At 63.0% G+C, this 25,219-nt stretch carries 26 protein-coding genes; 23 read left to right on the plus strand and 3 right to left on the minus strand.

What is annotated here, in order from left to right:
• Positions 1-2 precede the first annotated feature (2 nt).
• Complete coding sequence (locus tag V2I30_RS07255) at positions 3-407, minus strand: hypothetical protein (RefSeq protein ID WP_330661447.1); 405 nt, start codon at positions 405-407, stop codon at positions 3-5.
• Entirely contained in the window at positions 404-1,600 is a 1,197-nt protein-coding gene (locus tag V2I30_RS07260; RefSeq protein WP_330661448.1) for a thiolase family protein, read from the minus strand. Before V2I30_RS07260 ends, V2I30_RS07255 begins: the two co-directional genes overlap by 4 nt.
• A 167-nt stretch (positions 1,601-1,767) precedes the next feature.
• On the opposite strand from V2I30_RS07260, the gene V2I30_RS07265 reads away from it, so the two are divergent.
• From V2I30_RS07265 to V2I30_RS07375, 23 genes are all read left to right on the plus strand, one after another.
• Positions 1,768-3,195, plus strand: a complete 1,428-nt coding sequence (locus V2I30_RS07265) for a coniferyl aldehyde dehydrogenase (protein WP_330661449.1) — start codon at positions 1,768-1,770, stop codon at positions 3,193-3,195.
• 171 nt (positions 3,196-3,366) lie between these two features.
• On the plus strand, positions 3,367-3,741 hold the full coding sequence (locus V2I30_RS07270; RefSeq protein WP_330661450.1) for an NADH-quinone oxidoreductase subunit A: 375 nt from the start codon (positions 3,367-3,369) through the stop codon (positions 3,739-3,741).
• 59 nt (positions 3,742-3,800) lie between these two features.
• A complete protein-coding gene (locus tag V2I30_RS07275) occupies positions 3,801-4,346 on the plus strand; it encodes a NuoB/complex I 20 kDa subunit family protein (protein WP_330661641.1) in 546 nt (181 codons plus the stop codon).
• A gap of 12 nt (positions 4,347-4,358) precedes the next feature.
• A complete protein-coding gene (locus V2I30_RS07280; protein ID WP_330661451.1) occupies positions 4,359-5,213 on the plus strand; it encodes an NADH-quinone oxidoreductase subunit C in 855 nt (284 codons plus the stop codon).
• The gene (locus V2I30_RS07285) at positions 5,213-6,424 is read left to right on the plus strand and encodes an NADH-quinone oxidoreductase subunit D (RefSeq protein ID WP_330661452.1); all 1,212 of its coding nucleotides are present in this window, start codon (positions 5,213-5,215) and stop codon (positions 6,422-6,424) included. The genes V2I30_RS07280 and V2I30_RS07285 overlap by 1 nt, the downstream gene beginning before the upstream one ends.
• Before the next feature lie 120 nt (positions 6,425-6,544).
• A complete protein-coding gene (locus V2I30_RS07290; protein ID WP_330661453.1) occupies positions 6,545-7,213 on the plus strand; it encodes a complex I 24 kDa subunit family protein in 669 nt (222 codons plus the stop codon).
• Positions 7,207-7,362, plus strand: a complete 156-nt coding sequence (locus V2I30_RS07295; protein WP_330661454.1) for a hypothetical protein — start codon at positions 7,207-7,209, stop codon at positions 7,360-7,362. Before V2I30_RS07290 ends, V2I30_RS07295 begins: the two co-directional genes overlap by 7 nt.
• Entirely contained in the window at positions 7,359-7,538 is a 180-nt protein-coding gene (locus V2I30_RS07300; RefSeq protein ID WP_330661455.1) for a hypothetical protein, read from the plus strand. Before V2I30_RS07295 ends, V2I30_RS07300 begins: the two co-directional genes overlap by 4 nt.
• On the plus strand, positions 7,535-7,723 hold the full coding sequence (locus V2I30_RS07305) for a hypothetical protein (protein ID WP_330661456.1): 189 nt from the start codon (positions 7,535-7,537) through the stop codon (positions 7,721-7,723). The genes V2I30_RS07300 and V2I30_RS07305 overlap by 4 nt, the downstream gene beginning before the upstream one ends.
• Positions 7,710-9,014 (plus strand): NADH-quinone oxidoreductase subunit NuoF, encoded by a 1,305-nt coding sequence (gene nuoF / locus V2I30_RS07310; RefSeq protein ID WP_330661457.1) that lies wholly within the window; start codon positions 7,710-7,712, stop codon positions 9,012-9,014. Before V2I30_RS07305 ends, nuoF begins: the two co-directional genes overlap by 14 nt.
• Positions 9,011-9,244, plus strand: coding sequence for a hypothetical protein (locus V2I30_RS07315; protein WP_330661458.1), 234 nt, complete (start codon positions 9,011-9,013; stop codon positions 9,242-9,244). Before nuoF ends, V2I30_RS07315 begins: the two co-directional genes overlap by 4 nt.
• Positions 9,244-11,262, plus strand: coding sequence for an NADH-quinone oxidoreductase subunit NuoG (gene nuoG, locus V2I30_RS07320; protein WP_330661459.1), 2,019 nt, complete (start codon positions 9,244-9,246; stop codon positions 11,260-11,262). The genes V2I30_RS07315 and nuoG overlap by 1 nt, the downstream gene beginning before the upstream one ends.
• Positions 11,259-12,398, plus strand: coding sequence for an NADH-quinone oxidoreductase subunit NuoH (gene nuoH, locus V2I30_RS07325; protein WP_330661460.1), 1,140 nt, complete (start codon positions 11,259-11,261; stop codon positions 12,396-12,398). Before nuoG ends, nuoH begins: the two co-directional genes overlap by 4 nt.
• On the plus strand, positions 12,395-12,883 hold the full coding sequence (nuoI, locus tag V2I30_RS07330) for an NADH-quinone oxidoreductase subunit NuoI (RefSeq protein ID WP_330661461.1): 489 nt from the start codon (positions 12,395-12,397) through the stop codon (positions 12,881-12,883). Before nuoH ends, nuoI begins: the two co-directional genes overlap by 4 nt.
• A 140-nt stretch (positions 12,884-13,023) precedes the next feature.
• Positions 13,024-13,647 carry an NADH-quinone oxidoreductase subunit J gene (locus tag V2I30_RS07335; protein ID WP_330661462.1) on the plus strand — a complete coding sequence of 208 codons (624 nt, stop codon included), beginning with the start codon at positions 13,024-13,026 and terminating at the stop codon, positions 13,645-13,647.
• Positions 13,644-13,949: an NADH-quinone oxidoreductase subunit NuoK gene (gene nuoK / locus V2I30_RS07340; protein WP_330661463.1), complete on the plus strand. Its 306-nt coding sequence runs from the start codon at positions 13,644-13,646 to the stop codon at positions 13,947-13,949. The genes V2I30_RS07335 and nuoK overlap by 4 nt, the downstream gene beginning before the upstream one ends.
• Positions 13,950-13,955: 6 nt before the next feature.
• Entirely contained in the window at positions 13,956-16,031 is a 2,076-nt protein-coding gene (gene nuoL / locus V2I30_RS07345; protein ID WP_330661464.1) for an NADH-quinone oxidoreductase subunit L, read from the plus strand.
• A 16-nt stretch (positions 16,032-16,047) separates the two neighbouring features.
• Positions 16,048-17,583: an NADH-quinone oxidoreductase subunit M gene (locus V2I30_RS07350; RefSeq protein ID WP_330661465.1), complete on the plus strand. Its 1,536-nt coding sequence runs from the start codon at positions 16,048-16,050 to the stop codon at positions 17,581-17,583.
• Positions 17,583-19,061 carry an NADH-quinone oxidoreductase subunit NuoN gene (gene nuoN / locus V2I30_RS07355; RefSeq protein ID WP_330661466.1) on the plus strand — a complete coding sequence of 493 codons (1,479 nt, stop codon included), beginning with the start codon at positions 17,583-17,585 and terminating at the stop codon, positions 19,059-19,061. Before V2I30_RS07350 ends, nuoN begins: the two co-directional genes overlap by 1 nt.
• The gene (locus V2I30_RS07360) at positions 19,058-19,783 is read left to right on the plus strand and encodes a biotin--[acetyl-CoA-carboxylase] ligase (RefSeq protein WP_330661467.1); all 726 of its coding nucleotides are present in this window, start codon (positions 19,058-19,060) and stop codon (positions 19,781-19,783) included. The genes nuoN and V2I30_RS07360 overlap by 4 nt, the downstream gene beginning before the upstream one ends.
• A 10-nt stretch (positions 19,784-19,793) precedes the next feature.
• On the plus strand, positions 19,794-20,597 hold the full coding sequence (locus V2I30_RS07365; protein ID WP_330661468.1) for a type III pantothenate kinase: 804 nt from the start codon (positions 19,794-19,796) through the stop codon (positions 20,595-20,597).
• Positions 20,598-20,631: 34 nt separating this feature from the next.
• Positions 20,632-22,299: a ribonuclease J gene (locus tag V2I30_RS07370; RefSeq protein ID WP_330661469.1), complete on the plus strand. Its 1,668-nt coding sequence runs from the start codon at positions 20,632-20,634 to the stop codon at positions 22,297-22,299.
• Complete coding sequence (locus V2I30_RS07375) at positions 22,299-22,571, plus strand: DUF1467 family protein (protein ID WP_330661642.1); 273 nt, start codon at positions 22,299-22,301, stop codon at positions 22,569-22,571. Before V2I30_RS07370 ends, V2I30_RS07375 begins: the two co-directional genes overlap by 1 nt.
• A gap of 43 nt (positions 22,572-22,614) precedes the next feature.
• Here the strand turns inward: V2I30_RS07375 and V2I30_RS07380 are convergent, their stop codons facing one another.
• Positions 22,615-25,206, minus strand: coding sequence for an ATPase (locus tag V2I30_RS07380; protein ID WP_330661470.1), 2,592 nt, complete (start codon positions 25,204-25,206; stop codon positions 22,615-22,617).
• Between the last annotated feature and the right edge of the window lie 13 nt (positions 25,207-25,219).

The raw sequence follows: 25,219 nt of genomic DNA on the forward strand, positions 1-25,219 counted from the left end.
CCCTAATTTTCGAGAGGGGTGACGCGGTAGCTCTCATCCGCATCGACGCGCGTCGATAGGAAACTGCCGTCGGGATCCGGCGGGCCGTTGGTCCAGCAGCGTTCCGTTTTGTCCTCGCCGTCGCCTACGGGATCGAAGCAGATCATGTCGCTTCGGGTGGTCCAAGTGCCGCCGCCGACTTCCTCGCCCTCGGCGGTCATATCGATGTACGTGCCATCGGCGCTAAGGCGCGTACGGGCATATGTCGCATTCTCGTCGCCCACCGCATAAAGGCCCGGCCCCATCTGGAACGTCGCTTCACCGGCCTGGGGAACCTCCGGTATATCGCTCGGCTGATCTGCCGGAGCATCGCATGCGGCAAGCACGGCGACGAGGGCCAGGGCGCTGCTCCTGAGCGCCATCATCATACCACCTCCACCGCCACTGCCGTGGCTTCCCCGCCGCCGATACACAGACTGGCAACACCCTTCGTCTTGCCCTGTTGCTTGAGCGCATTGAGCAGCGTCACGATGATCCGCGTGCCGCTCGCACCGATCGGGTGGCCGAGCGCGGTGCCGCCTCCGTTAACGTTGATCTTGTCGTGCGGGATGCCGATGTCGCGCATCGCGAACATGGCGACGCAGGCGAAGGCCTCGTTGACCTCCCACAGCTCGACCTCGTCCGCGGTCCAGCCGGCCTTCTCCAGCACCTTCTCGATCGCGCCGATCGGAGCGACGGTGAACTTGGCGGGCTCCTGCGCATGCGCGGCCATCGCGACGATCTTCGCGACCGGCTGCTGTCCGTTCTCCTTCGCCACACTTTCGCGCGTCAGCACCACGGCGGCGGCCCCGTCCGAGATCGAGCTGGAGGTCGCAGCGGTGATCGTGCCGTCCTTGGCGAAGGCGGGGCGCAACTGCGGGATCTTGTCCGGGCGGCCCTTGCCGGGCTGTTCGTCCTGTTCGACCGCCACCTCGCCCTTGCGGGTCGAAAAGGTGACGGGAACGACTTCGCCATCGAAGGCGCCGCTCTCTATTGCGTTGTTCGCGCGTTCGAGCGAGGCGATTGAATAATCGTCCATTTCCTCGCGGGTCAGCTGATATTCGTTCGCCGTCTCCTGCGCGAAAGTGCCCATAGCGCGGCCTTCCTCGTAAGCGTCTTCGAGCCCGTCGAGGAACATGTGGTCATAGGTCGTGTCGTGGCCCAGACGTGCGCCCGAACGGTGCTTCTTGAGCAGGTAAGGCGCATTGGTCATGCTCTCCATCCCCCCCGCAACAACGTAGTCCACCGTGCCGCTGGCCAGCGCTTCAGCGCCCATGATGACGGTTTGCATGCCGCTGCCACATACCTTGTTGACGGTGGTCGCCTGCACCGATTTGGGCAGCCCGGCCTTCACCATCGCCTGACGCGCGGGGGCCTGACCAAGCCCCGCGGGAAGGACGCAGCCCATATAGGCGCGGTCAAACTTCTCACCGGCGACCCCCGAACGCTCGACCGCCGCCTTGACCGCGGTCGCGCCGAGATCGGTCGCCGAGACATCGGCCAGCGCGCCCTGCATGCCGCCCATCGGCGTGCGGGCATAGGAGAGGATGACGATCGGGTCCTGCGCGGCGAATTGGGTCATGGGGAAGTGTCCTTGATCGTAGGGAGAGTTCGCTTGCGCGATCTAGAGCGCGGCGCCCGCTATGGCAACGCGGGCGCACTCAACAACTGGTATTAGCTTGCGGGGCAAAGGGGTTTCCCGCAATATTGGTCGCAAATCGAAACCCTTGATCCTATGGAGAGACCGAAATGGCCGACGATCGCCGCGACGAACTGGAAGCGATCCTGAAACTGCAACGCGATGCCTTTACCGCGTCGCGGCCCGAAACGCTCGGCATGCGCAAGGATCGGATCAAGCGCGCTATGGCGCTCTTGAAGGATCATGGCGAGAACCTGTGCAAGGCGATGAGCGCGGATTTCGGCAACCGCGCAATGGAACAGAGTATGTTGACCGACATCTCCGGGACGGTGGGCGCGGGCAAGCATACGCTCAAGCATATCGACAAATGGGCGAAACCCGAAAAGCGCTCGGTCCAGTTCCCACTGAACCTGCTCGGCGCGAAGGCGGAAATTCGTTACGAGCCCAAGGGGGTGATCGGTATCCTCTCGCCCTGGAACTTCCCGGTCAATCTCGCCTTCGCGCCGCTGATGCAGGTCTTGGGAGCGGGCAACCGCGCGATGATCAAGCCGAGCGAATTCACCGAGCGCACCAGCGCCCTGATGGCCGAACTGGTCGAGGAATATTTCACCCGCGACGAGGTCGCCGTCATCACCGGCGGGCCGGAAGTCGCTCAGGCGTTCTCCTCGCTGCCCTTCGATCACCTGGTCTTCACCGGATCGACCGCGACGGGTCGCAAGGTGATGCAGGCGGCGGCGGAGAACCTCGTGCCGGTCACGCTCGAACTGGGCGGTAAGTCGCCGGTGATTATGGGCCGCAGCGCCGATTTCGCCAAGGCGGGCGAGCGGATCGCGCTTGGCAAGATGATGAATGCCGGCCAGATCTGCCTCGCGCCCGATTATATGGTCGTGCCCGATGACAAGGAGGCCGAAGCGATCGCCGGCGTGTCGGAGGGGGTAGCGAACATGTATCCCAAATTGCTCGAAAACGACGACTACGCCTCGATCGTGTCCGACCGCCATTTCGAACGGCTTCAGAGCCTGGTCGAGGATGCGCGCGACAAGGGCGCCGAGGTGATCGAGGTCAATCCCGGCAACGAGGACTTCGCGAATGCCAATCAGCGCAAAATGCCGCTTACCATCCTCAGACACGTGAATGACGAGATGGAAGCGATGCAGGAGGAAATCTTCGGCCCCGTCCTGCCGGTCAAGACATATCGCGCGATCGACGAGGCGGTCGATTACGTCAACGAGAACGACCGTCCGCTCGGCCTCTATTATTTCGGCGAGGATACGGACGAGCAGGATCGGGTGTTGAACCGCACGATCTCGGGCGGGGTGACGACGAACGACGTGATCTTTCATGTCTCGATGGATGATTTGCCGTTCGGCGGGGTCGGACCGTCGGGTATGGGAAGCTATCACGCGATTGAGGGCTTCAAGGAATTCAGCCACGCGCGCAGCGTCTATCACCAGCCGAAGATCGACATTGCCAAGCTCGGCGGCTTCAAGCCGCCCTACGGCAAAGCGACCCGCAAGGCGGCGGCAAACATGATGTAGCCGGGCTACGTACCGCCCATCGCCGCCTGCTGCGGCGAGGCGCGGCGGCCGCTCCGCCGGTTCGCTTTTGTGCAACAGATATGATGCGAATTGGCCGAGTCGTGCCCTTGCGTGGGACCGGCGGGGGGCCTAGATGCGCAAGGCACTGGGATAGCTAGCTTGGAAATCGTCGTGATCGACCTCTCACAGTATCTGCCGATACTGCTGTTCATCATTATCGCCTTCGGTCTGTCGGTGCTCTTCGTCTTTCTGCCGATGGGCGTCTCGCGGTTGACCGGCGCGCACAATCCCGATGCCGAAAAGCTTTCCGAATACGAATGTGGCTTTCCCGCTTTCGAGGATGCGCGCAGCCAGTTCGACGTGCGTTTCTATCTCGTCGCGATCAGCTTCATCATTTTCGATCTCGAGGCCGCCTTCCTCTTCCCCTGGGCCGTCAGCCTGGGCGAAACGGGTTGGGTCGGCTGGATCGGCATGATGACCTTCCTCGGCATTCTCGCGATCGGGCTGGCCTATGAATGGAAGAAGGGAGCTCTGGACTGGGAATGAGCACCGACCCCGCCTTTACCGGAACCGCCTCGCTGAACCCCGCGCTCGACGGTCAGCGCATGCGCGATGCCGCGCTGCCGACCGCGCGCGAAGGCGAGGTGCGCGCACCCGATGCCGATTATTACAAGGCTCTCCAGACCGAGGTGAACGACAAGGGTTTCCTCGTCACCTCGACCGAAGAGGTGTTCCAGTGGGCGCGCACCGGCAGCCTGTGGTGGATGACCTTCGGCCTCGCCTGCTGCGCGGTCGAGATGATCCACGTCAACATGCCGCGCTACGACATGGAGCGTTTCGGCGCCGCCCCGCGCGCCTCTCCGCGCCAGTCGGACCTGATGATCGTCGCGGGCACGCTGTGCAACAAGATGGCGCCGGCATTGCGCAAGGTCTACGACCAGATGTCCGATCCCAAATATGTGATCAGCATGGGCTCGTGCGCCAATGGCGGGGGCTATTATCACTACTCGTATAGCGTCGTGCGCGGCTGCGACCGGATCGTGCCGGTCGACATTTACGTGCCCGGGTGCCCGCCGACGGCCGAGGCGCTGCTCTACGGGGTGATGCAGTTGCAGCGCAAGATCCGCCGCGCCGGTACGATCGAGCGGTAGACACGCAGCACTATGACGGTTTTTCATTCCGCCCCCCGCTACGCCTCGAATGACGGCGTGCTCGATGCGCTTTCGGAAAGCGTCAGCGTCTGGCTCGACGGTGCGCGCGAGGAGCATGGCGAGATCATCCTGAACGCCAAGCGCGGCGACATCGTCACCGTCCTTCGCACTTTGCGCGACGATCACGACTATCAGCAGCTTATGGAAATCGCCGGCGCCGACTATCCCGACCGGCCCGAACGGTTCGAAGTGGTCTACATGCTGCTCTCGCTGACCAAGAACCACCGCGTGATAGTCAAGTGCTCGACCGACGAGCCGACCCCGGTGCCCAGCGTGACGGGGCTGTGGCCCAATGCCGGCTGGCTCGAGCGCGAAGTGTTCGACCTCTTCGGCGTCGTCTTCGACGGCAATCAGGATTTGCGTCGCATTCTCACCGATTACGGCTTCGAAGGTCATCCTTTCCGCAAGGATTTCCCGATGACGGGTTATGTCGAGCTGCGTTATTCCGAGGACGAAAAGCGCGTGGTCTACGAGCCGGTCGAATTGGCGCAGGACATGCGGACCTTCGACTTTCTCTCGCCCTGGGAGGGCGCGGACTACGAGCTTCCGGGCGACGAAAAGGCGCGCGGCGCGCCGCAGGTGGACGACCCCAAAGTCACCGAAAGCCCCGCCGACACCGGTGCGGGCCCCGCCGCCGAGGAGCTTGCCGAGGAGGGCACCCTCGCCGTGCCCCCCGATATGATCGAGGTCTCCGTCACCGACCAGGAAATCGCTCCCGATCCGACCGAGGACCGCCCCGATCGCGCGGCGCGCAAGGGCGACGTTCCCGATACGAAGGCCGCGACCCGGCCCGAGGACGACGAATAATGGGTATGCAAGTCGAAGAGTCCCCGACCACCGACGGGAACGTCATCAGCAATTACACGATCAATTTCGGGCCTCAGCACCCGGCGGCGCACGGCGTGCTGCGCATGGTGATGGAGCTCGACGGCGAGGTCATCGAGCGGGTTGATCCGCATGTCGGCCTGCTCCACCGCGGCACCGAAAAGCTGATCGAAAGCAAGACCTACCTGCAGGCGCTGCCCTATTTCGATCGTCTCGATTACTGTTCGCCGCTCTGTCAGGAACATTCCTACGTCCTGGCAATCGAAAAGCTGCTCAATCTCGAAGTGCCGATCCGCGCGCAATATCTGCGCGTCATGTTCGCCGAGCTGACCCGCATCTGCAACCACATGCTCAATATGGGCGCGCATGTGCTCGATGTTGGCGCCTTCACGCCGAACCTGTGGATCATGGATCTGCGCGAAGATTGCATGAACTTCTTCGAGCGGGCGTCCGGCGCGCGCATGCATGCGGCATGGTTCCGTCCGGGCGGAGTGCATCAGGACGTGCCGGAAAAGCTGCTCGTCGATATCGGCGACTGGCTCGACAACCGGTTCTTCCAACTGTTCGACGACGCGATGAGCCTCGTGCTCGACAACCGCATCTTCAAACAGCGCAACGTCGATATCGCCGTGGTCAGCCGCGACGATGCGGTCGCCTGGGGCTTTTCCGGCCCGATGATCCGTGCGGCCGGGATTCCCTGGGACCTCAGAAAATCGCAGCCTTACGACGTCTATGACCGGATGGAATTCGATATTCCGGTCGGGACGAACAGCGATTGCTACGATCGCTTCATGGTGCGTGTGAAGGAAGTGCACGAGAGCGCCAAGATCATCAGGCAGTGCCTGCGCGACATGCCGTCGGGCCCCGTCGCGAGCACCGATGCCAAGGTGGTTCCGCCCAAGCGCGGCGAGATGAAGCAATCGATGGAAAGCCTGATCCACCACTTCAAGCTCTACACTGAAGGCTTCCACGTACCCGCGGGCGAAGTCTATGTCGCGACCGAAAGCCCCAAGGGCGAGTTCGGCGTCTATCTCGTCAGCGATGGCACCAACAAGCCCTATCGCTGCAAGATCCGCCCGACCGCCTTCAGCCACCTCCAGGCGATGGACATGATGTGCAAGGGTCACATGCTCCCCGACGCAACCGCCATCCTCGGCGCGATCGACGTGGTGTTCGGGGAGTGCGACCGGTGAGTTTTACATCCATCACGTCCGTCATCCCGGGCTTGACCCGGGACCCCGCTTTTTCGGCGCTGTCTCTCAAGGCAGCGGGACCCCGGATCAAGTCCGGGGCGACGATCTGGAGGGATCGCCGTGGCTGACCGCACTCCCGCACCCGATACGCCCGAACTGCGCGCGCGCTGGGGGTCCTTCGAATGGACCGCGCAGAACAAGATCAAGGCTGATTACCACATCGCCAAATACCCGGAAGGGCGGCAGAAATCGGCAGTGATGCCGCTGCTCGACCTGGCGCAGCGGCAGGTCGGTGAGGAAACCGATACGCAAGGCTGGCTGCCCATGCCGGTGATCGAATATGTCGCCGACTATCTCGATATGCCCGCGATCCGTGTGCTCGAAGTTGCGACGTTCTATTTCATGTACAATATGAAGCCGGTCGGGAAATATCACGTCCAGGTTTGCGGCACGACGCCGTGCATGCTGCGCGGTTCCGACGAGATCATCGAGGCTTGCCAGGCGCGCGGCATGGCGTTCGGCATGGTCTCCGAGGACGGGTTGTGGACCCTTACCGAAGTCGAATGCATGGGTTCATGCGCGACCGCGCCGATGGTCCAGATCAATGACGACAATTACGAAGACCTGACACCCGAGCGGCTCGACACGGTGCTCGATGCGCTGGCTGCCGGAAAGCAGCCCAAGGCGGGCACGCAGGAGCCCGGCCGTCATACATCGGAGCCCTCGGATGGGCCGAGCACGCTCAAGGAAATGGTCGACGCCAATCACGATTATCGGGGTGAGTGGTAGGCGGCCCCATGGAAATCGTCGCCATCCTCGCTGCACTGCTGCTCGCTTTCATCGCCTACAAGGTGCTGATGGGATTGCTGCGTGTGGCGGTGATCGTGCTGATCATCGGGGTCCTGGCCGGTCTGTGGCAATGGGGTCTGGTGGGATGAGCGCCGCGACGATCGTCTATCTCGTGCTCGGCCTTGCGGGTTTCGGCCTCGGGGCCTATCTCGCCGCCACTGGCGATCGCACCACCGGCATCGTCCTGATGGCGGCGGGGCTCGCGTTCCAGCTGCTGACCCTGCGCCAGCTCAAGCTCGCCAAGCGCGGAGGAGGGCGGCCGTGAGCAAGTGGCATCTGGCCCTGTTCGCAGCTGGCGTGGCAATCGCGCTCTACGGCCTGTATGCGACGCTCGTCACCGACGAGGGTCCAGGCTTTATCTTCATTTTCGGCGGCATCACCATCACCGCCATAGCTGCCGGGATCATCGGCAAGAAGCACACAGAGGGACCAGGCGATGCTCGCCGATAAGGATCGCATCTTCACCAATGTCTACGGCTTCCAGGATTGGGGGCTCGAGGCGGCGCGAAAGCGCGGCGATTGGGACAACACCATGGCGCTGATTGCGCGTGGGCAAGATTCGATCATCGAGGAGATCAAGGCATCGGGCCTGCGCGGTCGCGGCGGCGCGGGCTTTCCCACCGGCCTCAAATGGTCCTTCATGCCCAAGTCCAGCAAGGACGGGCGCCCAAGCTTTCTCGTCATCAACGCCGACGAGAGCGAACCGGGTTCTTGCAAGGACCGCGAGATCATCCGTCACGATCCGCACAAGCTGATCGAAGGCGCGCTGTGTGCCGGTTTCGCGATGCGCGCGCGAGCGGCCTATATCTACATTCGCGGGGAGTATATCCGCGAGGCCGAGACGCTGCAGAAGGCGATCGACGAAGCCTATGACGCTGGCCTGATCGGGAAGAATGCAAGCGGATCGGGCTACGATTTCGACGTGTTCATGCATCGCGGCGCGGGCGCTTACATCTGCGGCGAAGAGACCGCGATGATCGAGAGCCTCGAAGGCAAGAAAGGCCAACCACGCCTCAAGCCGCCTTTCCCGGCGGGTGCCGGCCTCTATGGCTGTCCGACCACGGTCAATAATGTCGAGAGCATCGCTGTGGTGCCCACAATCCTGCGGCGCGGCGGCAGCTGGTTTGCCAGCTTCGGTCGTGAAAACAATCACGGCACCAAGCTCTTCCAGATCAGTGGGCATGTCGAAAAGCCCTGCGTCGTCGAAGAGGAGATGAGCGTCCCCTTCCGTGAGCTGATCGAAAAGCATTGCGGCGGGATTACAGGGGGTTGGGACAATCTCCTCGCAGTGATTCCAGGTGGTTCCTCGGTTCCGTTGGTGCCTGCCGAGCAGATCATGGACGCGCCGATGGACTTCGACGGGCTCAAGGAACTTGGCTCGGGTCTCGGCACTGCGGCGGTCATCGTCATGGACAAGTCGACCGACATTGTCCGCGCGATCAGTCGCATCTCCTATTTCTACAAGCACGAGTCCTGCGGCCAGTGCACCCCCTGCCGCGAGGGCACGGGCTGGATGTGGCGCGTGATGGAGCGTCTGCGCACCGGCGATGCGGCGATCGAGGAAATCGACATGCTGCACGAAGTGACAAAGCAAGTCGAAGGTCACACAATCTGTGCGCTTGGCGATGCGGCGGCGTGGCCAATCCAGGGCCTTATCCGCCACTTCCGTCCCGAGCTAGAGCAGCGCATTGCCGAACACAATGCCCGCTTCGCACCCGAAGTCATGGAGGCTGCGGAATGAGCAGCGAACTTGACGACATAATGCTTGCGATCCTGAAAGGCATTCAGTCCGATGTTGGCTCGATCAAGCGCGAGATCACCTCTCTCGATGCGCGCATGTCTTCCATGGAGGACCATATGCGCGGCTTGATGACGTCGGTCTACTCGATGCAGGCGGATATGTCCGACCTCAAACGACGCGTTGATCGTATCGAAGGCCGGCTTGGTCTGCTCGATCCGGAGGAGGCATAATGCCAAACGTAACCGTGGACGGCGAGGAAATCGAAGTCCCCGCGGGCGCGACGGTCCTGCAGGCGTGCGAGCTTGCGGGGAAGGAAATCCCGCGTTTCTGCTATCACGAGCGCCTGAGCATCGCGGGCAATTGCCGTATGTGCCTGGTCGAAGTGAAGCCGGGGCCGCCCAAGCCGCAGGCGTCCTGCGCGCTGCCCGCCGCCGACAACCAGGAAATCCGCACCGACACGCCGATGGTCAAGAAGGCGCGCGAGGGGGTGATGGAGTTTCTCCTCATCAACCATCCGCTCGATTGCCCGATCTGCGACCAGGGTGGCGAATGCGACCTGCAGGATCAGGCGATGATGTATGGTCGCGGCGGCTCGCGTTACGACCGCGAGAACAAGCGCGCGGTCACCGAGAAATATATGGGCCCGCTGATCAAGACGATCATGACCCGCTGCATTCACTGCACCCGCTGCGTGCGCTTCTCCGAGGAGATTGCGGGCGTCGACGAGATCGGCGCGCTCTATCGCGGCGAGGACATGCAGATCACGACCTATCTTGAACAGGCGGCGAAGCACGAATTGTCAGCCAACGTGATCGATCTGTGCCCGGTCGGCGCTTTGACGTCACGCCCTTACGCCTTCGAGGCGCGCCCGTGGGAGCTGAAGCGCACGCTCAGCATCGATGTATCCGACGCGGTGGGCGCGAACATCTCGCTGCATTCCAAGGGCCGCGAAGTCATGCGCGCGCTTCCGCGGATCAACGATGACGTCAACGAGGAATGGCTTTCGGACAAGGGCCGCTACCAGGTCGACGGGCTGATGAAGCGGCGTCTGGACAAGGTCTATATCCGCAAGGGCGGCAAGCTCGCCGTCTCGGACTGGTCCGAAGCGTTTCAGACGATTGCCGGCCATCTCGGCGATGACACATCGTCCATCGCCGCGGTTGCGGGCGACATGGTCGATTGCGAGACGATGTTTGCGGCCAAGGCGCTGCTAAAGGCGAGCGGCTCGACGCTGCTCGAAGGTCGCCAGACTGGCATGACCTACGATGTCTCGAACCTCGCGGCGGTGAATTTCAATTCGACGCTCGCCGGGATCGAGACCGCAGATGCGATCCTCATCATCGGCAGCCACATTCGCTGGGAAGCCGCGCTGGTGAATGCGCGCCTGCGCAAGGCGGTGAAGCACGGCGCGAAGGTCTTCGTCATCGGCCCGGAATGGGAAACGACCTTCCCGACCGAGTTCCTGGGCGAAGACCTGAAAGTCCTGAACCGGGTTCCCAAAGCGCTGGGCGATGCGATGAAGGCGGCGGAGCGTCCAGCGGTGATCCTCGGTGGCGCGGCTCTGGCTGAGGGGGCGCTGGCACCGGCGCTCAAGCTGGTCGACAAGTTCGGGCTCGTTAAAGACGATTGGAATGGCTTGAACGTCCTTCACATGAGCGCGGCGCGCATGGGCTCGCTGATGCTTGGCTACGCGCAAGACGGCGGCATGGCCGATATCGCCGCGGCGAAACCCAAGGTACTGCTGAGCCTCGGCGCGGACGAGATGAATTACGAACCGTTCGCGGACAGCCTCAAGGTCTATATCGGACACCACGGTGATAAAGGCGCGCATGCAGCCGACATCATCCTCCCCGCGGCAAGCTATGCCGAGAAGGACGGGACCTACGTCAACACAGAGGGCCGGGTGCAGTTTGCCGAGAAAGCCGTGTTCGCGCCGGGCGACGCGCGCGAGGACTGGACGATCCTGCGCGCGCTGGCCGATGCGCTGAGTGTGTCGGTCGGGTTCGACAGCTTCGCTGAATTGCAGGCCGCGATGATCGCCGAAGTGCCTGCTTTGGGCGAAGAGGGGCTCGCGGATTACGGCGCGCTTCCGAAAGCCGACAGCAGCGCCAAGGCGGAAGGCTCGATTGGCGCCTATCCGATCAAGGACTTCTACCTCACCAACCCGATCGCCCGCGCGAGCGCCGTCATGCAGCAATGCTCGGCCGAACTGCTCCACGCGGACGAGATGAGGGAGGCGGCGGAGTGACCAAGTTCTTCCAAGGTTTCGGCATGCCCTATGAATGGGCGTGGACCGTCGCGACGCTTGTCGGCATTCTCGCGATCTCGCTGATCGTGATGTTCGCGGTGGCGATGGTGATCTATGTCGATCGCAAGGTGCTGGGCGCGATCATGCTGCGGCGCGGGCCTAATGTGGTCGGGCCGTTCGGCCTGCTTCAGTCGTTCGCCGACGGGCTCAAGGTGTTCCTGCAGGAAACCATCATCCCATCGGCTGCGAACAAGGGCATCTTCCTCCTCGCACCGATCATCACCTTTACCGTTGCACTCGCCGCCTGGGCGGTGATCCCGTTCGATGCGGGCATGGTGCTGGCGGACATCAATGTCGGGCTGCTCTACATCCTCGCGATCTCTTCGCTCGGCGTTTACGGCGTGGTGATGAGCGGGTGGGCATCGAACTCCAAATACCCGTTCTTCTCCGCCATGCGCGCAGCCGCGCAAATGATCTCTTACGAAGTCTCGATCGGCTTCATCCTCGTCTGCGTCGTATTGTGGGCCGGCACGTTCAATATGAGCGGTATCGTCGAAGCGCAGCGCGGCCACGGGCTTGGCTTCCTGAACGGTTTTGCCTTCAACCTGCTGCTGTTTCCGATGTTCGTCGTGTTCTTCATCTCGGCGCTGGCCGAAACAGCCCGCGCACCCTTCGACCTGACCGAGGCGGAATCGGAGCTCGTCGCAGGCTATCAGACCGAATATTCCAGCATGAGCTTCGCGCTTTTTTGGCTCGGCGAATATGCCAACATCCTGCTGATGTGCTCGCTATGCACGCTGCTGTTCTTCGGCGGATGGCTGCCCCCGATCGAGCTCGAGATTCTTTATATCGTCCCCGGCATCGTCTGGTTCCTGCTGAAGACCTTCGTGTTCTTCTTCATGTTCAGCTGGATCTGGGCGACCGTGCCGCGCTACCGCTACGACCAGCTGATGCGGCTCGGATGGAAGGTCTTCCTGCCGATGAGCCTGTTCTTCGTCGCAGCGATCAGCGGCTACCTGATGGCCACCGGCCATTTCGACCGCCCCGCGCCGCTGGTCGATCCGGACAGCGTGCCGCCTTCCGAATTCGTCGAGACCACCCCCGCGCAGCCCCTAGCTGTGAGTGAAGCATCATGAGCACCGCAACCCAACTCCTCAAATCCTTCACCCTATACGAGTTCGTGAAGGCGCATGCGCTGACCTTGAAGTATTTCTTCAAGCCAAAGGTGACAATCAACTATCCGTTCGAAAAATCGCCGCTTTCCCCGCGTTTTCGCGGTGAGCATGCGCTGCGCCGGTACCCCAATGGCGAGGAGCGCTGCATTGCGTGTAAATTGTGCGAGGCGGTGTGTCCGGCGCAGGCGATCACGATTGAGAGCGAACCGCGCGAGGATGGGAGCCGCCGCACGACGCGCTACGACATCGACATGACGAAGTGCATCTATTGCGGCTTCTGCCAGGAAGCCTGCCCGGTCGATGCCATCGTCGAGGGTCCGAACTTCGAATATGCCACCGAAACCCGCGAGGAGCTGCTTTACGACAAGGCCAAACTGCTTGCGAATGGTGACAAATGGGAACGGGCCATCGCGGCCAATCTTGAAGCCGACGCGCCCTATCGCTAGTGCGCTGCACGAAACGCAACAGGGGCAGCCGAATCCAATTCGTCATTCCCGCGAAGGCGGGAACCCAGCCTTTGAAAAAGGATCGATAGGCTCCTCTGGGTCCCCGCTTTCGCAGGGATGACAAAGGCGCGAAAACGGACATGATACAGGCGATCGCCTTCTATCTTTTTGCGACCATCGTTATCGCCAGCGCGGTGATGGTAATCATGTCGCGCAACCCGGTGCATTCCGTGCTGTGGCTGATCCTCGCCTTTTTCAACGCGGCGGGGCTGATGGTGCTGGTGGGCGCGGAGTTCATCGCGATGCTGCTTGTCATCGTCTATGTCGGCGCGGTCGCGGTGCTGTTCCTGTTCGTCGTGATGATGCTCGACATCGACTTCGCCGCGATGCGGGCAGGGTTCATCAAGAACTTTCCGCTGGGGATCGCGATCGCGCTGATCCTGCTGGCGGAGCTGGGCCTGGCGATCGGCGCCTATGGCGCGGGCGGGCTTGAGCTTGGCACGCCCGACGGGGTGGCTGCGGCGCGGACCGATGTCTCGAACATCGCCGCTATCGGTGCGCTTCTCTATGGGCCGTATATCGTGCTCTTCGAGATCGCCGGCATCATACTGCTGGTCGCGATGATCGGCGCCATCGTCCTCACCCATCGCGAGGCCAAGCCGGGTGCGCGCGGGCGTCAGGATATCGGCAAGCAGATTCGCCGACGCCCCGAAGAGGCCACCGTTATGAAGAGCCCGGAATATGGGCAGGGGGTCGAGCTGTGATCGGCGTCGAACACTATTTGGTCGTGGGCGCGATCCTGTTCGTGCTGGGCGTCCTGGGTATCTTTCTCAATCGCAAGAACGTGATCGTCATCCTGATGGCGGTAGAGCTTATCCTGCTCTCGGTGAATATCAACCTTGTCGCCTTCAGCGCGTTCATGAACGATCTCGTTGGCCAGGTATTCGCGATGATGGTGCTCACCGTTGCGGCGGCCGAGGCGGCCATCGGGCTTGCCATTCTCGTCATCTATTTCCGAAGCCGCGGCACGATTGCGGTCGACGATGTCAACCGGATGAAGGGATAAGCGCCGGTGGACCCGATCCTCATCATCGTCTTCGCGCCGTTGCTTGCTGCGATCATCGCGGGGCTGGGCAACCGTGCGCTGGGCAATACCGTCACCAAGTCCATTACGACGGGCGCGCTGTTCCTGTCCGCCGCTCTCAGCTGGCCGATCTTTCTCGGGTTTTTGAGCGGCACGCAGACCGAACAGGTCGTCCGCGTGCTGCAATGGGTGCAGTCGGGCGACATGAGCTTCGATTGGGCCTTGCGCGTCGATGCGCTGACCGCCGTCATGCTGGTGGTCATCAACAGCGTCTCCGCGCTCGTGCACCTGTATTCGTGGGGGTACATGGAGGAAGACCCGGACCAGCCGCGCTTCTTCGCCTATCTCTCGCTGTTCACCTTCGCGATGCTGATGCTCGTGACCGCCGACAATCTCGTCCAGATGTTCTTCGGATGGGAAGGGGTGGGGCTTGCGAGCTACCTGCTGATCGGTTTCTGGTTCAAGAAGCCGTCTGCCAACGCCGCTGCGATCAAGGCATTCGTCGTCAACCGCGTGGGCGATCTCGGCTTCATGCTCGGAATTTTCGGGACGTTTCTGGTGTTCGGCACCACATCGATCCCCGAAATTCTCGCCGCCGCGCCCGCGATGAGTGGATCGAGCATCACCTTCCTCGGAATGCGGCTGTTCACGATGGATATCTTGTGCATCCTTCTGTTCATCGGCGCGATGGGCAAGTCGGCGCAGCTGGGCCTGCACACCTGGCTGCCCGATGCGATGGAAGGACCGACGCCGGTTTCCGCGCTGATCCACGCCGCGACCATGGTGACCGCGGGCGTGTTCATGGTCTGCCGCCTCTCGCCGATGTTCGAAACCGCGCCGACTGCTCTGGCGATCGTTACCGTGATCGGTGCCGCGACCTGCTTCTTCGCCGCGACGATCGGGACGACACAGTGGGATATCAAGCGTGTCATCGCCTATTCGACCTGCTCGCAGCTGGGCTACATGTTCTTCGCTGCGGGTGTCGGAGCGTACGGCGTTGCGATGTTCCACCTCTTCACCCACGCCTTCTTCAAGGCGCTGCTGTTCCTCGGCGCAGGCTCGGTCATCCACGCGATGCATCACGAGCAAGACATGCGCTATTATGGCGCGCTGCGTAAGGAAATCCCGATCACCTTCTGGGCGATGATGGCGGGCACGCTCGCGATTACCGGGGTCGGCATTCTCGGCGTGTTCGGCTTCGCAGGCTTCTACTCCAAGGACGCGATCCTGGAGGCGGCCTGGGCGCGTGGGACCGGCCTGTCGCAATTCGCCTTCTGGGCGGGCGCCATCGCGGCGCTGCTGACGAGCTTCTACTCCTGGCGGCTCATGTTCCTTACCTTCTGGGGTAAGCCGCGCTGGATCGAGAGCGAGCATATTCAGCACGCGGTCCACACCGATCATCATCATGAGGGCGACACTGCGGTGCCGAAGCTCGAGGATGCGAGCCAGAAGGGTCCGCATGACGTCCCGCATCCCGATAAAGGCGAAGGCACGGGTGGCTATCACCCGCATGAAAGCCCGTGGTCGATGCTCGTGCCGCTGATCGCGCTCACCATCGGCGCGGTATTAGCCGGCTACGTCTTCAAATATCCATTGATCGACGGATCGTCCGATGCCGTGAACGGCGCGTTCTGGGGCACCTCGATCTACTTCAACAAAGACCTCGTCCATGCACTCCATGCCGTGCCGCTATGGGTCAAACTGACCGCGACTTTCGTCATGATCCTCGGCTTTATCGGGGCTTACGTCGCCTACATCGCGAAGCCCGAGATACCGGGCAAGTTCGTCGCCAACTTCGGCGCGCTGCACGATTTCGTCTACCGCAAGTGGTATTTCGACGAGCTCTACGATCGCATTTTCGTAAAGCCCGCCTTCTGGTTCGGGCGCCAATTCTGGAAGCTCGGCGATATCGGAACAATCGACCGGTTCGGCCCCAATGGCGTCGCCTGGGCGGTGCAGCGCGGCTCTGTCGCGGCCAAGAGCATCCAGTCGGGCTACCTCTACACCTACGCTCTGATCATGCTTCTCGGCCTGATTGCCGCCACCACATTCGTGCTGCTCTAGGAACGACAAGCGCGCCATGGACTTCCCGATCCTCACCACCATGATGCTGGTGCCGCTTGTCGGCGCGGTGCTTTGCCTGTTCGCAGGGTCGGCTGCGCGCATGATCGCTCTCGTCGCCACTTTGGCCACCTTTGCGCTCGGCGTGCTGTTGTGGGCGAATTACGAGATTGGTGGGCCGCAATGGCAGTTCACCGAGCGCTACGACTTCGTCGCGGGCTTCTCCTATGCGCTCGGGATCGACGGCATCGCGCTGATGCTTATCATGCTCAGCGTCTTCCTGATGCCGATCTGCATCCTTGCGAGCTGGGACGCGATCTCCAAGCGTGTGGGCGAATTCATGAGCGCCTTCCTGTTCATGGAAGTGCTGATGATCGGCACCTTCGCTGCGCAGGACATCTTCCTGTTCTATATCATGTTCGAGGCGGGCCTCATTCCGATGTATCTCATCATCGGCGTTTGGGGCGGCGATAACCGCATCTATGCGAGCTATAAATTCTTCCTCTACACGCTGCTCGGATCGGTGCTGATGCTGGTCGCGATGTTCTGGATGGTGGCAGAGGCGGGCACATCCGACATCCCGACGTTGATGCAATATCCGTTCCCGGAAGGGGCGCAAACATGGCTCTGGCTGGCCTTCTTCGCGAGCTTCGCGGTGAAGGTGCCGATGTGGCCGTTCCATACCTGGCTACCCGATGCGCACGTGCAAGCGCCGACCGCGGGCTCGGTTATCCTTGCCGGCGTGCTGCTGAAGCTCGGCGGCTACGGCTTCATCCGCTTCAGCCTGCCGATGTTTCCCGATGCAAGCGCGGATTTCGCCTGGTTCGTCTTTATCCTCTCGATGGTGGCGGTGATCTATACCTCGCTCGTCGCGCTGGTGCAGGCCGACATGAAGAAGCTGATCGCCTATTCGTCAGTAGCGCATATGGCCATCGTCACCGTGGGCCTATTCGCCTTCAACGTGCAGGGGCTAGAAGGCGCGGTCATCGTCATGCTCAGCCACGGTCTCGTCTCGGGCGCGCTGTTCCTGTGCGTGGGCGTGATCTACGATCGCCTGCATACCCGCGAGATCGAGCGGTATGGCGGGCTCAGCGTCAACATGCCCTATTACGCAATCTTCTTCCTGCTGTTCACGATGGCCTCGATCGGCCTGCCTGGGACTAGCGGCTTCGTCGGCGAGTTCCTCTCGCTTGCCGGCATCTACCAGACCTCCAGCCTCGTGGCGCTGATCTGCACCACCGGGATCATCCTTGGCGCTGCCTACATGCTCTACCTTTATCGCCGCGTCGCCTTCGGCCAGCAGAACAATTCCGACGCCGCGGCGATGAAGGACATTACGGCACGCGAATGGGCCATGATGGCGCCGATCGCCGCGGTTGTCTTGTGGATGGGCGTCTACCCCGAGAGCTTCCTCGCCCCGATGCGCGCCGACATTGCCGCGCTCGATGCGCGGATCGCCGTGGCCGCGCCTGACAGCGACGCCGATCTTGCCGCCGGGCTGCCGCGCGCCGAAGCGGCTAACGCGGTCGAATATGCGGGCGGGGGGGACCACTGATGGATTTCTCCGCTTCCTTCGCGCTCGTCATCCCTGAGCTTATCCTGACCGTCGCCGGCCTTGCCCTGCTGCTCGTCGCGGCCTGGGGCGGGGACAAGCTGGTGCGGCCCGTCGCAATTCTTGCCGCCGCCGCCCTGTTCGCCGCCGGCATCATGACCGTTCCGGGCCTGCATTCGGGTGTCGACGGCGTCGGAACCTACGCTTTCGGCACACTCATGAAGGTCGACAGTTTCGCGCTGTTCTCCAAGGCGCTGCTCTACCTTGCGGCGATCGGGGCCCTCATGGTCGCACCCGCCTTCTTCAACAGCGTGGCGGCGGGCGCCGAGCGGGGCCTTCGCGCCGAATATCCCGTCCTCATCCTGTTCGCGTGTCTCGGTATGAGCATCATGGTTTCGGCCAGCGACTTTATGACGCTCTATCTTGGGCTCGAGCTGAACAGCCTTGCCGCCTACGTTCTCGCCTCGATCCTCAGGCAGGATCAGCGCTCGGCCGAGGCAGGTCTTAAATATTTCGTCCTCGGGGCGCTCGCCTCCGGCATCCTGCTCTACGGTATGAGCCTGCTTTACGGGTTCACCGGCGGGACCGATTTTGTCGCGGTACGGGCGGGGCTGGCCGGCGAGCTTTCGACCGGGCAGCTGTTCGGCCTGACCTTCGTTCTCGCCGGGCTCGCGTTCAAGATCGCCGCGGTGCCGTTCCATATGTGGACGCCCGACGTATACGAGGGCGCGCCGACGCCCGTAACGCTGTTCTTCGCCACCGCGCCCAAGGTCGCCGCCGTCGCGCTAACCGCGCGGGTCGTGTTCGAAGTGTTCGGCGGACAGGTTGATGCGTGGCGCCAGATCGTCATGTTCATCGCGCTCGCCTCTATCATCTTCGGCGCATTGGGCGCGATCGGACAGGACAATCTGAAGCGTCTGCTCGCCTATTCCTCGATCAACAATATCGGCTTCATCCTGCTGGGGCTTGCCGTCGCGCTGCCTGCCGGGGCGAGCGCGATGCTGATCTATCTCTTCATCTATGTCGCGATGAGCCTTGGCAGTTTCGCCGCGCTGCTCATGCTGCGGGGCGACGATGGCGGACTCTACGAGACTTTCGGCGACATCGCCGGCCTCGCGGTGACGCGTCCGGCCATCGCCTGGTGTCTGCTGATTTTGATGTTCAGTCTCGCCGGTATCCCCCCGCTGCTCGGCTTCTACTCGAAATTTGTCGTGTTTCAGGCGACGGTCGAGGCGGGGCTCGTCTTCTTCGCCGCCATCGCCATCGCCGCGAGCGTCATCGGTGCGTTCTACTACATCAAGTTCGTAAAGGTGATGTTCTTCGACGAACCCGCGGGCGTCGTCGCCGGCAAGAGCGGGACGGCGCACTGGGTGCTGCTCGGGCTCACCACATTGATCGTTTCGCCGCTGGGTTACCTCCTCACCCCCTCGCTTGCCGATCTGACGGACAAGGCGGCAGCCGCGCTGTTCCTGGTTCCTTGAGCGGCGATCCCAGCTTCCGCTTCGTCGAGCGGACCGGTTCGACCAATGCCGATCTCGCCGAGACCGTTCGCAGCGGGCGTCCCCCGGCAGAGGGTTACTGGCTCGTCGCGCGGCGTCAGGAGGCGGGGCGCGGGCGCCAGGGTCGCGAATGGTTCGACGGCAAAGGCAATTTCATGGGCTCGACGCTCGTCCGCCTGCGCCCCGACGATCCACCACCCTCGACGCTATCGTTCGCCGCGGCGCTCGCAGTCTATCGCGCCGTGCGCTACGCGATCGAAGAGCGCGGGGACATCCGCCTCAAATGGCCCAACGACGTGCTGCTGGACGGCGGCAAGGTGAGCGGCATATTGCTCGAACTGGTCGAACGATGCGTAGTGGTGGGCATCGGGGTCAATATCGCGAAAGCGCCCCAGATCGCCGATCGCAAGACTGCCGCGCTCGCCGATTATGCAGAGGGTTGCACGCCCGAGGGCCTTCTCACCTCACTTGCGCCAGAGTTCGCAAGCGCGCTCGCAATCTGGCGTTCGCAGCCACTCGCGAGCCTTCTGGCAACCTTCGAGCGCGCCTCGCTCCACGAGCCCGGCTCGGAGGTCACGGTCCACGATGGCGACGGCAGCCGGGTAACGGGCACCTATAACGGGCTCGATCACGCGGACGGCGCATTGCGGCTGCGCTTGGCGGATGGCGGCGAACGTGTCATTCGCGCTGGCGATGTAAGTTAGGAGAGCGCCCGTGCTGCTGGCCGCCGATATCGGAAACACAAATGTCGTTTTCGCGCTGTTCGAAGAGGATGGCGAAGGCGGCTATGTCTCTCCTCCCCGCGCGCGCTGGCGCATCGCCACCGATCCGCGCCGGACGGGCGATGAATATGCGGTCTGGGTTCTGCAATTGCTGGCGATCGAAGGGGTGAAGCGCGAGGAGATCGACCGGCTCGTCTACGCCTCGGTCGTGCCCCGCGCCGATCACAATCTGACCGTCCTCGCGCAGAAATATTTTGGCATCGCGCCGATCAAGGCGGGCGAGGGCGCCGCCGCCTGGCCCTTCGAGATCGACGTCGATCAGCCGAGCACGCTGGGCGCCGACCGCGCGCTCAACATTCTTGCCGCGCACCACAAATATGGCGGCGACCTGATCGTCATCGATTTCGGCACCGCCACCAAGTTCGAGGCGATCGATTTCACCGGCGCCTACAAAGGCGGGTCGATCGCGCCGGGCATCAATCTGTCACTGGATGCGCTAGTCGGCAAGACCGCCAAGCTCCCGCGCATCGCGATCCGCGCGCCGCAAAGCGCCAGCGTCATCGGACGCAACACCGAAGACCAAATGCTCATTGGCGTCTTCTGGGGCTATGTCGCTATGATGGAGGGGATCGTCGCGCGGATGAAGACGGAGATCGGCCGCCCGGCCCGCGTGGTCGCGACCGGTGGGCTAGCGATCCTGTTCGACGAGGCGACCGACATTTTCGACGAGGTCTATGCCGACCTGACGATCGAGGGCCTGGCGCTCATCGCGCAGCAGGCCGGGCAAGACAGCTGACATTTCCTCTGGACAGACAAGGCGATCCGCCAACGTGAAAAAGAACCACACACCCGAAGACGAATTGCTGTTCCTGGCCCTCGGCGGTTCGGGCGAGATCGGCATGAATGTCAATCTCTATGGCTGCAACGGGAAGTGGCTGATGGTCGATCTCGGCATGACCTTTTCAGGCGGAGAATATCCGGGCGTCGACTTGGTCTTCGCCGATCTCGAATTCATCGAGGACCGCCGCCGCGACCTGTTGGGCATTGTGCTCACCCATGCGCATGAGGACCATATCGGCGCGGTGCCCTATTTCGCGGGCGATCTTGGTGTGCCGCTCTACGCGACGCCTTTCACGGCGGACCTGGTCGCGCGCAAGCTCGAGGAAGCGGGACTAACCGGCAGGGTCGAGCTGAACATCATCGAGGACGATCACGGCAGCTTCGACATCGGCGCCTTCAACGTCACCTATCTGCCGCTCGCGCACTCGATTGCCGAAGGCAACGCGCTGCTGATCGATACGCCTTATGGCCGGGTCTTCCACACCGGCGACTGGAAGCTCGACGAGGATCCGATCATCGGCGAGCCGACGACCGAGGAGGAATTGCGCGAGATCGGCGAGGAAGGGGTACTCGCGCTCGTGTGCGACAGCACCAATGTCTTCAATCCCAATCCTTCGGGCTCGGAAGGGGCGGTGCACAAGGGGCTCATGGAGGAGATCGCCAGCCATGCGGGCAAGCGTGTCCTCGTCACCACCTTCGCCAGCAATGTCGCGCGGCTGCAGACGCTGGGCGAGGTCGCGCGCGAGACCGGACGGCAGGTCTGCATTGCCGGACGTTCGCTCGACCGTATCCTCGAGGTTGCGCAGGACAATGGCTATCTCGAGGACTTTCCCACTCCGATCGACTTCGACACCGCCATGCGCCTGCCGCGCGGCGAGGTGCTGATCCTTGCGACCGGCGGGCAGGGCGAGCCGCGCGCCGCGCTCGCCCGGATTGCCGACGACAATCACCCGATCGAACTGGTGGCGGGCGACGTCGTCCTGTTCTCCTCGCGTCAGATCCCGGGCAACGAGATTGCCATCGGCAAGATGCAGAACCAACTGGCGAAGCGCGGGATCACCATGATCACAGACCGTCAGAGCATGATCCACGTTTCGGGCCATCCCGGACGTCCCGAGCTCGAAGCGCTCTACGAATGGCTCGAGCCGCAGGTGCTTATCCCCGTCCATGGCGAAATGCGGCATATGGCCGAGCAAGCGCGGCTAGGGCGCGCGAATGGCATTCCCGACAATGTCGTTCAGTCCAATGGCGACATCGTGCGGCTCGCACCGGGAAAGCCGGGCAAGATCGCCGAGGTGCGCAGCGGGCGGCTCGTGCTCGACGGCGACATCATCGCGCCCGCCGATGGCGAAGCGGTGACCGAACGACGGAGGCTTTCGAACGAAGGTCTGGTCGTGGTGGTGCTGGCGCGCGGGGAGAACCCGGCGATCGAGGCGATCGGCCTGCCGCTCGACGAGGATATGGACGAATTCGTAGAGGAAACGCAGCGCGACATTCTTAAGGCCATCGGCAAACTGAAGGGCCGCGATGCGAAGGATCCCGCCGCGGTGCATGAGGCAACGCGGCTTGCGGCGCGGCGTGCGGTGCGGCGCTGGTCTGGCAAGAACCCGCAGGTCCGCGTGATGATGCCAGGGCTGGGCGAGACCGGGCGCGATTGATGCAGTGGACCTCGATCCTCGCGATTTACTTCCTGATCTGGGTGATGAGCGCCTTTGTGATGCTGCCTTTCGGCGTGCGCACGTCGGAGGAGGCGGGGATCGAACATGTGCCGGGCCAGGCGGAAAGCGCCCCGGCCGAGTTTCGCCCCGCGCGCCTCGTCATACGCGCAACGCTGATTGCGGCGGTGCTGACCAGCCTCTTCGTGCTCAATTACGAATATGGCTGGATCACGCCGGTCGATATCAATCCATTCCCCGAACCGCCCTCGTAGAGCGGACCAACCAGGGAAGACTGAGGGGCGGGCGGACGGCCCCTTACTGCCGCAGCCGCTCGATCGACTGCGCTAGCACGACGTAGAGCTTGCCCGCATCCGATCCGAGCAGCGTGACGCCCAGCGCGTTGCCATCGCGCGTCGAGAGCATTTGGCGCAGCATTGCCTCGAAATCGTGAATGTAGCGGGTGACGTTGCCCTTGAAGGTGTCGTCGTGCTGGTAGAGCTCGGCGATCGTGCGGGCATCGCCATTGTCGACGAGGCGCACGGCGCGGCGGGTGAAAATGCCGCGATCGCCCTTCAAGTAAGCGTCCCAGGCGGTGTCCGAAACCTCGCTCGAAAGCACACTGGCGATATCGATCGCGTTCGAATTGAGGCTGTCGGTGATGAGTGCCATCCGGCGCGCGAAATCGTTGCCAACCTGTTCCTGTGCAACTTCGCGGGCGCGCGCGATCCGCTGTTCGAGATTGCGGGTCAGTTCGTTGACCTTGGCAAGCTGATCGCGCAGCTGGACCGTCGCCTCGCGCCCGGCGCCCGTCGCGCCGGCAGCGGCCTTTTCCAGATCGCCGAGCGCGCGGGTCGCATGGTTCTCGAGCGCGCGTTCGAGCTCTCCGGCGGCCTTGCCGCTGATCGCGCCGGCTATCGCACTAACCCGCTCACGGCTGCCATTTTCGAGCGTGTCGAAAGTCGCTCGCGCCGCATCCTCCAGCTCGCCCAGCGCCGCGCGCAGCGCGTCCTGCGTCTCGCCGGCATAGGTTTCCCCGTCGGCGGTAAGCCTCGCAAAGCCGCCGCGCAGACCCTCGATCCGGGCGAGCGCATCGTCGCTTTGTTCGCGTAGCCGCGTGTGCAGATCGGCGATTTCGCGGTCGGCCATTTCGATATCGCCGCGCGCAATGGCCAGCACGTCGGTCAGCCCTTCGGCGCCCTCTCGGGTCGAAAGCATGAAATTCGAAACGGCTTCAGCGCGTTCCTCGACACTGCCGAGCTTGGCGAGCGCTTCCTCCATCGCCGAGGGCAATTCCTCGCGACTGGTGCGGGCGCCCGACTGTATGATTTCGAGCAGACGCACGCCCGCTTCGGTCAGTTCGCCAATCTGCGCCTCGGTATCCTTCAATTGCGCGCGCTTGGCCGCCAGCTGTTCGCCAAGCCCATCGAAGCCCGCCGTCAGCCCGGCCCGCGTCGCCTCGCCTTGGCTGTCGATTTCGCCCATGAGCGCCGAAAGCCGGTCGAGCTCGCCCGAGATCGCGTCGGTGTGATCGACCAGCTTGCGCGTTTCTTCGATCTGCGCCTCGCGCCGCGTTGCAAGCGCGTCGTCGAGATCGGCCAGCCGCTGCGCCAGCACTTCGCTCGCCTGGGCCTCGCGCGTTTCGAACTCTTCCTGGCGCTGCGCGATCAGATCGATGAATTGCCGGTCGCGCGCGATCAGCTCGTCACCGAACCGATTGACCTCGGCATTGAGCTTCTTGATCCGCTCCTGCGACGCGGTGATCGCCTGCGCGTCGAGCTTGTCGAGCGTATCGATCGTCCCGCCGATCTCCGCTTCGAAGCGCTTTTTCGATTGCACGAGCTGCTCGATTGCGCCCGCCTCGGCCTCGCGGAGCGACCCGGCGATGGCCTTGGTCTCGGTCTGAAGCATCGCCATGCGATCGCTGAGAGCCTCGATCGCCGCACCCTCGGCATCCTCGACGGTGCTGCGATAATCGCGCGTCTGGCGGGTGATCGCGGCCAAGCGATTGCCTGCGACTTCCTCGATCCGCGCCAGTTGACCACCCATATCCTCGAGCGCAGCGGCAATCTGTTTTTCGAGCGCGGCGACCTCTTTGCCGGTCTCCGTGTTGAAATTGTTGAGCCGTTCGAACCCGCCGACGAGGCTTGTCAGTTGCTCGTCCGCCGTGCGCCCCGCCGCGCCCACCTGATTGGTCACGTCGCGAGCGGAGTTGGCGATGACCGGCAGATCGTCGCGCAGCCGCGTCATATTGGCGAGCGCGCTTTCGCTGGCGCTGCCGATCGCCTCGACCTGGGCGCCATTGTCCCGAATGAGGTCCTGCAGATGGTCGGCATGGGTGGAGATCCGCTCGCCCGCAATGCGGCCCAGCGTCTCTAGCTCGCGCGACTGTGCACCGAGAAATTCGCGTGCGAGGCTGAGTTCGCGGTTGACCACTTTGAGCCGGCTCTCGAGTTCGCGGCTTTCGCGCGACAGCATCGCGGCGGTGTCGCCGAACCGGCGGGCCTCGCTGTGCGAATGGCGCATGGCAAGCAGCCAGACGACGCCGACGAGCAGCGCCGGTACCGACCAGTCGATAAGCCAGCGTGCCCATTCGCTCGGCGCCGCGCCACCTGCGACAAGCAATTCGCCGCGGATCGCGTAGCCGTAGAATGCCGTCCAGGCGACGATTGCCGCGATGGCGAGGGCAGGGGCGATCCAACCGCGCCGATGATCGGCCACGGGCTCATCCTCGTATATGTCCTCAGCCTCGTAGTCGCCGAGATCGAGCGCTGCCGCGGCATCCTCGATGCCGGGGCCTTCATCGCCAGGCACCTCAGGCGCTTCGATATTTGCCGGTTCCGCCGCTTCTGCCGAAGAAGTACGCGATGCCTCGCGCCCAACGGCGCGGATATGCTTGGGGCCTGCCATTTCGCCTAGATAC

Origin of the sequence: Erythrobacter sp., from assembly GCF_036351135.1 — a bacterium.
Classification (GTDB): Bacteria; Pseudomonadota; Alphaproteobacteria; order Sphingomonadales; family Sphingomonadaceae; genus Erythrobacter.

Bases quoted from the DNA above. Each gene is read 5' to 3' on its own strand.
- V2I30_RS07255 (WP_330661447.1), bottom strand. From the start codon at position 407: ATGATGATGGCGCTCAGGAGCAGCGCCCTGGCCCTCGTCGCCGTGCTT.
- V2I30_RS07260 (WP_330661448.1), bottom strand. From the start codon at position 1,600: ATGACCCAATTCGCCGCGCAGGACCCGATCGTCATCCTCTCCTATGCC.
- V2I30_RS07265 (WP_330661449.1), top strand. From the start codon at position 1,768: ATGGCCGACGATCGCCGCGACGAACTGGAAGCGATCCTGAAACTGCAA.
- V2I30_RS07275 (WP_330661641.1), top strand. From the start codon at position 3,801: ATGCGCGATGCCGCGCTGCCGACCGCGCGCGAAGGCGAGGTGCGCGCA.
- V2I30_RS07280 (WP_330661451.1), top strand. From the start codon at position 4,359: ATGACGGTTTTTCATTCCGCCCCCCGCTACGCCTCGAATGACGGCGTG.
- V2I30_RS07285 (WP_330661452.1), top strand. From the start codon at position 5,213: ATGGGTATGCAAGTCGAAGAGTCCCCGACCACCGACGGGAACGTCATC.
- V2I30_RS07300 (WP_330661455.1), top strand. From the start codon at position 7,359: ATGAGCGCCGCGACGATCGTCTATCTCGTGCTCGGCCTTGCGGGTTTC.
- nuoF (WP_330661457.1), top strand. From the start codon at position 7,710: ATGCTCGCCGATAAGGATCGCATCTTCACCAATGTCTACGGCTTCCAG.
- V2I30_RS07315 (WP_330661458.1), top strand. From the start codon at position 9,011: ATGAGCAGCGAACTTGACGACATAATGCTTGCGATCCTGAAAGGCATT.
- nuoG (WP_330661459.1), top strand. From the start codon at position 9,244: ATGCCAAACGTAACCGTGGACGGCGAGGAAATCGAAGTCCCCGCGGGC.
- nuoI (WP_330661461.1), top strand. From the start codon at position 12,395: ATGAGCACCGCAACCCAACTCCTCAAATCCTTCACCCTATACGAGTTC.
- V2I30_RS07335 (WP_330661462.1), top strand. From the start codon at position 13,024: ATGATACAGGCGATCGCCTTCTATCTTTTTGCGACCATCGTTATCGCC.
- V2I30_RS07350 (WP_330661465.1), top strand. From the start codon at position 16,048: ATGGACTTCCCGATCCTCACCACCATGATGCTGGTGCCGCTTGTCGGC.
- nuoN (WP_330661466.1), top strand. From the start codon at position 17,583: ATGGATTTCTCCGCTTCCTTCGCGCTCGTCATCCCTGAGCTTATCCTG.
- V2I30_RS07375 (WP_330661642.1), top strand. From the start codon at position 22,299: ATGCAGTGGACCTCGATCCTCGCGATTTACTTCCTGATCTGGGTGATG.
- V2I30_RS07380 (WP_330661470.1), bottom strand. From the start codon at position 25,206: ATGGCAGGCCCCAAGCATATCCGCGCCGTTGGGCGCGAGGCATCGCGT.